This window comes from Sphingopyxis sp. LC81, assembly GCF_000756375.1.
GTDB lineage: Bacteria > Pseudomonadota > Alphaproteobacteria > Sphingomonadales > Sphingomonadaceae > Sphingopyxis.
In genome coordinates this window covers 1-5,153 of record NZ_JNFD01000024.1, presented here as the reverse complement: position 1 = coordinate 5,153, position 5,153 = coordinate 1, and the positions used below count along the sequence as shown (strand labels likewise).

The following is a 5,153-nucleotide window of genomic DNA, read 5'->3' as shown; positions in this document are numbered from 1 at the left end:
CGGCTCAATAATTGACCACTCGAAATCTGTCAGTTCAAAACGGCGATGCATTGCAAGGCTCCTTTCACGAGCCTTGAATCAACCAGTACCGCTTCGCGCAACTAAATTTATGAGTTTACCGCCTAGCTCCCATGGCTTCTCGGATGTTGTCGCGCCGTAAGCTGTCTCGGCGAACCGCTCGACCCCATCCAAAATCGGAACTTTCATAGCTGAAGGATTGAAAATGCGCCTTGTTGTACGGCTCCTTAGTGCGGCCTCATTGCTTGTCGCCGCCGGCTCTGCGTTTGCAGCCGAACGGACGGTGACGTTCACGAGTGAAAAGATCGGCTCCGCCTCCTGTGAGAACAGCGTGGAAACTGCCTTGGGCCTCGTGCCTGGGGTGAGCAAGGTCGATGCATCACGTGAAACTAAGACGATCGTCGTGACCTACGACGATGTAAAGACGTCGCCCGAGGCGCTCCAGGCTGCCTCTGCAAAGGTAGGCTACCCGGCCCGACTGCAGTCCGCGCCGAAGGCGGACTAGCCGATGCGACCGGGCGGGCTTGAGCCGAACTTCACGCTCGCCCTGGCTGCCTGTGGGCTCGGACCCGTTGTTCTCCGCGCGTGCGTCGACCGTGCCATCCGAAGTCCCGAGATCTTGCGATGCGCTACGAGCATCTCCGCAGCAGTCGATAAAAGCTCATGAGACGTATCGAGAATGAGTTGAGATCCCTCATGATAGCGGCACAAGAAGGCGATGGAGGCGCTTTCAAGAGGCTGCTTCAGAGCCTCCGGCGTCCGCTTTGGGGCTATGTCGCAGGGCAGCTGACCTGCCTGGGTCACAATGGAAGTGAGGCGGAAGACATCCTGCAGGAGGTTCTGATCGCCATCCACAAACATCGCCACACTTATGATCCTGCGCAGAGGTTTACGCCGTGGGCCTACGGCATCGCTCGATATAAGCTCTTGGACCATTTAAGGCGGAGCAGAGCGGCCATGGCCGCTCTGCCGCTCGAGACGGCTGGAGAAATGGCCACCGAGGACTATCTCGGGGCTCTTGAGAGCAGGGTTGATGCTGAGCGGTTGCTTGCCATCCTTCCCGTACATAGCCGGCGGGCGATGAAAGAAGTAAAGCTCGATGGCCTGAGCATCGCCGAAAGCGCTCAAGGGCACGGGATTTCGGAGGCCGCTATGAAGGTCAGAATACATCGCGGGTTAAAGGCTATGGCGGCTGCCCTGAAGCTGGAAAGTTAGAAATGCAGACGAGCGAACTGATAGAAAAGCTTAGCTCTGAGCTAAGACCGGTCGATCGACGGATCGTTCCACATGTCATGCTAGCTGCCCTCGGCATCGGAACCCTCCTCGCTGTTGCGACAGTCTGCTTGGCTTACGGTGTGTCGCTGGATCTCGACCACTCCGATGACCTCGGTTTGCTCGTGTTGAAGCTGGTTTTCACCGGCAGTATTGTTCTGATCACTTTCTCTGCCCTCCTCAAATTGGCGCGCCCAGGTCAAGCAAATCGGATGGGGGTAGCCTTGGTCTTTGTTCCTTTCGTTGTGATCGCTCTTCTTGCTGCTCCAAACTTGATGTCCGTTCCAGATGCTTGGCGGAACGGAGCCACTATCGGCCGTGCCTGGCCGGAGTGTTTGTTGCTGATACCCGCTATCGCGACAGTGCCATTCGCCCTGATGATCTGGGCGCTACGGAAGGCAGCGCCGACACATCTGAAACGTGCGGGTGCCGTGGCTGGATTCTTGGCAGGTGGTGTAAGCGCCAGTGCCTATGCTCTCTCCTGCCGAGATGCATCACTCGCGTTCGTGGCATGTTGGTACACCAGCGCTATAGCGATCTGCGCCGTCTTAGGCGCTTTGCTTGGGCCGCGCCTCCTCCGCTGGTGATTGCCTAGGGCTGGTGAGCAGCAGACGTCTCTCCGCCTCCGTTTGCATAATTTGCCAGATCTCACATGAGTCCCCGTAGAGCAGCGAAGAGGGGGAGCGCCGTGACTTCAAGCGGGTTCAGCCGCAGTGGCTTTACCGATGCTTTTTTTGTCATCGCTGTAACCTTTGTCCGGTTCGCAGCGAATTATGAGTAAGAGCCACCGGCGTTTGTCCCTCGCGCTTGCGGGCGGGCCCGGTCAGCGACCGTTTTCGAGGACAGGAGATTAATTTAGTGTCTGAGTTTGAACAGGCGAGCTTGCTTCGCCCGCAGCTTGATATCAGGAGCCGCAAAGTTGGAGGGCAGAAGCTGCTGGCCGTGGGGGGGCTTGTTGCCGCTCTCGGTGCGGCGTCCTGTTGCGTCCTGCCCCTGGCGCTTCTGACGCTTGGGGTCGGAGGCGCATGGATGGGCAACCTGACTGCGCTCGCACCTTACGAACCCTTTTTCATGGGTGCGGCCGTCGTAATCCTCGCGTTCGCTTTCTGGCGTGTATACCGGAGCCCGGCAAACTGCGCCGATGGGAGCGCATGCTCCGAGCCCCGCTCAACCGGAATGACAAAGGCCGCACTTTGGGCGGCAACGCTGCTCGTGATCGCTGCAGCCGCATTCCCTTACGTTGCGCCTTATCTTTAACAGATTAGCTTCACTCACTTACCTCAGGAGGACCAACACCATGAAAACTGTAATTCGCACCGTTTTGACTGCTGCTGCTGTCATGGGCGTCACTAGTGGCGCGCTTGATCAAGCTCGTTGCCGATGGACAGAGCAGAAAGCTGTTGGGGGCCCACATTCTCGCGCCGGAGGGCGCCGATAGTATCCAGACTGCGGCCATGGCCATCCGGTGCGGCCTCACGATCGACGACCTGGCGGAAACGATCTTCCCGTACCTTACAACCGTCGAGGGGCTGAAGCTGGCTGCTCAGACCTTCGACAAGGATGTCAGCAAACTCTCCTGCTGCGCGGGTTGATTGACGGAAAATAGCTCTTGGATCTGGAGTTGCTCCAGGTGGTATCGTCCTTGTTTGAGTGGGTGAATGGTTCAGAAGATGATCATCGAGACGGCCGAATCTGAGGGCGGCACCAATGGTGTGCCAAGCGGCCGCACTTGGCTCGCGATTGCTGGAGGGGCGCTAGGCGCCGTCGCCGCAGCCTCCTGCTGCGTGGTGCCGTTGGCCCTGTTTACGTTGGGGATCAGCGGCGCCTGGATTGGCAACCTCACCGCACTTGCTCCGTACCAGCCGATCTTCGTTGCGCTCGCTGCCCCCGCTCTCATCTATGGCTTTGTGCGGGTTTACCGCTCGCCAGCGAGGAAGTGCGACAATGGAACCTACTGCGGGAGCCCTTCCTCGACACGAGTTCTGAAGGTCTCGCTGTGGGTGACAACGTTTCTAGTAATTGCAGCCGTCGCATTCCCGTACGCCGCTGTCCAATTCATCGAATAACGAGGAAACTCCTATGAAGATCATCAACATCTGCTTCCTGTCGGCTGTTGCTCTTTCCGCCACTCCCGCCTTGGCGGCCGATCGAAGCGTCACGCTGGCCGTCGATAATTTGTCTTGTGTGACCTGCGTCCCCACGGTGAAGAAGAGCCTCAGCAACGTGCCCGGCGTGAAGCGCGTCGACGTCTCGGCAAAGGCCAGAAGCGCGACGGTCGTTTTTGACGACAAAGCTACGACCGTAGCAGCCCTTATCAGCGCTACGACCAACGCTGGATATCCTTCCCGCCCGAAGCTCTGAGGAAAATCTAGAGGTCTCCAGCTTGTCTTTCCCGCCGCAGAACTTCATGCAATGCAGCGTCAGCAACATGCGGTTCCCTTCTCGTCCGTTCTCATAACCCGAATCGGAACAGATTGGGAACAGGCAACTCGGATTCTTGCCCCGCACACGCGGGTGCGCCTAAGGTCGCGTCCATTCGGCAGCGTAAGTGTAGGGAAAGGCTCGGTTCTCCGCGTGGCGAAGCTAGGAAGCCGAGACGTGAGAAGGCTCTATGTCAGCCATCATGACTAACGACGTTCGCGAGCGTCAAATGACGAACGAGCGCCCGATGGGCGGGGAGGTCACAGCATGCCGAATGGAAGAACGCGAGGACGGGCGCTTTGTCACCTACTTCACCCTCTCTTGGCTGCCCCGCGAGAGGCTCCTGATCGTCCAAAAGTCCCCAAAGGACCGCCCGCGTGCGCGGGTCTGGGCCAACGCTACGCTTGGCCTGCGACATATCCGCGATGTCCTCTGGTACGATGGGCCGGTCACGTTCACGACGGTCCGCCAACGCCCCGATGCCGACGAACCTGCATGGGCACGAATTCACCGCGAAGCCTCTTCCCGAACTCCTTAATGGTCACGAACGGCAGGTGCCTCAGCGGCCCCGCTCTTTCTGTTGAGGTGGGGTCGTCCGTCCCCGATCGGGAACTCGGCCGATGTCCGCATCCAGGGCACCGCCCATCTTGATGCGGTCGGCGACGAGCTGGCGTGTCGAATCGCCGATCGTGTTGACCATGCGGGCGCTCTCTCCCCGGTCCTGGGCCGTCTTTATGGCGGCGTCGACGATCGCCTGGGCGGGCGCGAGACGCGGGTCGGCGTTGTTGGGGTCGGTTCCGGCTGAGGGCGAAATGACACCCTAAGCGAAATAGCTCGAATGATGGGTAGCTGGCATCAAGATTATATGTGGTATCGCGCGCCGGCAGCCATAGTGACTGACGGCAGCATCATGAGGCGGGCTACTTACGGTATCCCACCACAATGCGGACACCGGGGGCTTTCTCGCTCCCAGTCGTCGCTAGCTGTACGACGTGACCTTTGGGAAACCAGTACGCGGGTATCGCCTTACCGTTCTCGATTTTGCGGTCTGTGTTTAGAGCGCTGTCCAGCTCGTCGGCGATCCCGCTAATAGCAGGAACATCCGGAACATTCGTCATGATGGCGCAGATCGGCGTCGAAGCAGTGGCTTGGTGGATAAGAAGGAGGCTACCCTTAGAGAACATCGGGACAGGGACCGCCACCGGCTTTCCGCCGTCAGAGGCTGACACCGCGCTCCACCCATCCTGCTTGAGTTTTTCAACATCCACACCATCGCTTTGGACCGCCGCGAGGCAAGACTGAACGCCGCTTATTATCTCAGAGCCTGCCCCAAAAGTTGTTGAGCAATACCAGTATGTTGTGATTCAGTCCGTCCTGCGAGAGATGGAGTGATCAATGACATGGACTGGTATTGCCCGGCAGGAGCATAGCCGGAAAGGATT

Annotated in this window: 8 protein-coding genes; 7 read left to right on the top strand and 1 reads right to left on the bottom strand. The window is 58.7% G+C overall.

Going from position 1 to position 5,153, the window contains the following annotated elements; translation table 11 throughout:
• Nucleotides 1–223 precede the first annotated feature (223 nt).
• From FG91_RS13080 to FG91_RS13050, 7 genes are all read left to right on the top strand, one after another.
• The gene (locus FG91_RS13080; protein WP_037515623.1) at nt 224–523 is read left to right on the top strand and encodes a heavy-metal-associated domain-containing protein; all 300 of its coding nucleotides are present in this window, start codon (nt 224–226) and stop codon (nt 521–523) included.
• A gap of 158 nt (nt 524–681) precedes the next feature.
• Nucleotides 682–1,233 (top strand): sigma-70 family RNA polymerase sigma factor, encoded by a 552-nt coding sequence (locus tag FG91_RS13075; protein ID WP_037515622.1) that lies wholly within the window; start codon nt 682–684, stop codon nt 1,231–1,233.
• A gap of 2 nt (nt 1,234–1,235) precedes the next feature.
• Complete coding sequence (locus FG91_RS13070; protein WP_037515620.1) at nt 1,236–1,877, top strand: NrsF family protein; 642 nt, start codon at nt 1,236–1,238, stop codon at nt 1,875–1,877.
• A 271-nt stretch (nt 1,878–2,148) separates the two neighbouring features.
• Nucleotides 2,149–2,547 carry a mercuric transporter MerT family protein gene (locus FG91_RS13065; protein ID WP_081940584.1) on the top strand — a complete coding sequence of 133 codons (399 nt, stop codon included), beginning with the start codon at nt 2,149–2,151 and terminating at the stop codon, nt 2,545–2,547.
• A gap of 95 nt (nt 2,548–2,642) precedes the next feature.
• The gene (locus FG91_RS13060; protein WP_037515618.1) at nt 2,643–2,882 is read left to right on the top strand and encodes a hypothetical protein; all 240 of its coding nucleotides are present in this window, start codon (nt 2,643–2,645) and stop codon (nt 2,880–2,882) included.
• A 66-nt stretch (nt 2,883–2,948) separates the two neighbouring features.
• Nucleotides 2,949–3,356 carry a mercuric transporter MerT family protein gene (locus FG91_RS13055; RefSeq protein WP_162835121.1) on the top strand — a complete coding sequence of 136 codons (408 nt, stop codon included), beginning with the start codon at nt 2,949–2,951 and terminating at the stop codon, nt 3,354–3,356.
• A gap of 13 nt (nt 3,357–3,369) precedes the next feature.
• Nucleotides 3,370–3,651 carry a cation transporter gene (locus FG91_RS13050; protein ID WP_037515615.1) on the top strand — a complete coding sequence of 94 codons (282 nt, stop codon included), beginning with the start codon at nt 3,370–3,372 and terminating at the stop codon, nt 3,649–3,651.
• Nucleotides 3,652–4,270: 619 nt separating this feature from the next.
• Here FG91_RS13050 and FG91_RS22265 read toward each other — a convergent pair.
• Nucleotides 4,271–4,411: a hypothetical protein gene (locus FG91_RS22265; protein WP_200878449.1), complete on the bottom strand. Its 141-nt coding sequence runs from the start codon at nt 4,409–4,411 to the stop codon at nt 4,271–4,273.
• Nucleotides 4,412–5,153 lie beyond the last annotated feature (742 nt).

Excerpts from the sequence above, each read along its gene's own strand:
- FG91_RS13050 (WP_037515615.1), top strand. The coding sequence starts at position 3,370 with ATGAAGATCATCAACATCTGCTTCCTGTCGGCTGTTGCTCTTTCCGCC.
- FG91_RS13075 (WP_037515622.1), top strand. The coding sequence starts at position 682 with ATGAGACGTATCGAGAATGAGTTGAGATCCCTCATGATAGCGGCACAA.
- FG91_RS22265 (WP_200878449.1), bottom strand. The coding sequence starts at position 4,411 with ATGGTCAACACGATCGGCGATTCGACACGCCAGCTCGTCGCCGACCGC.
- FG91_RS13080 (WP_037515623.1), top strand. The coding sequence starts at position 224 with ATGCGCCTTGTTGTACGGCTCCTTAGTGCGGCCTCATTGCTTGTCGCC.
- FG91_RS13055 (WP_162835121.1), top strand. The coding sequence starts at position 2,949 with ATGGTTCAGAAGATGATCATCGAGACGGCCGAATCTGAGGGCGGCACC.
- FG91_RS13070 (WP_037515620.1), top strand. The coding sequence starts at position 1,236 with ATGCAGACGAGCGAACTGATAGAAAAGCTTAGCTCTGAGCTAAGACCG.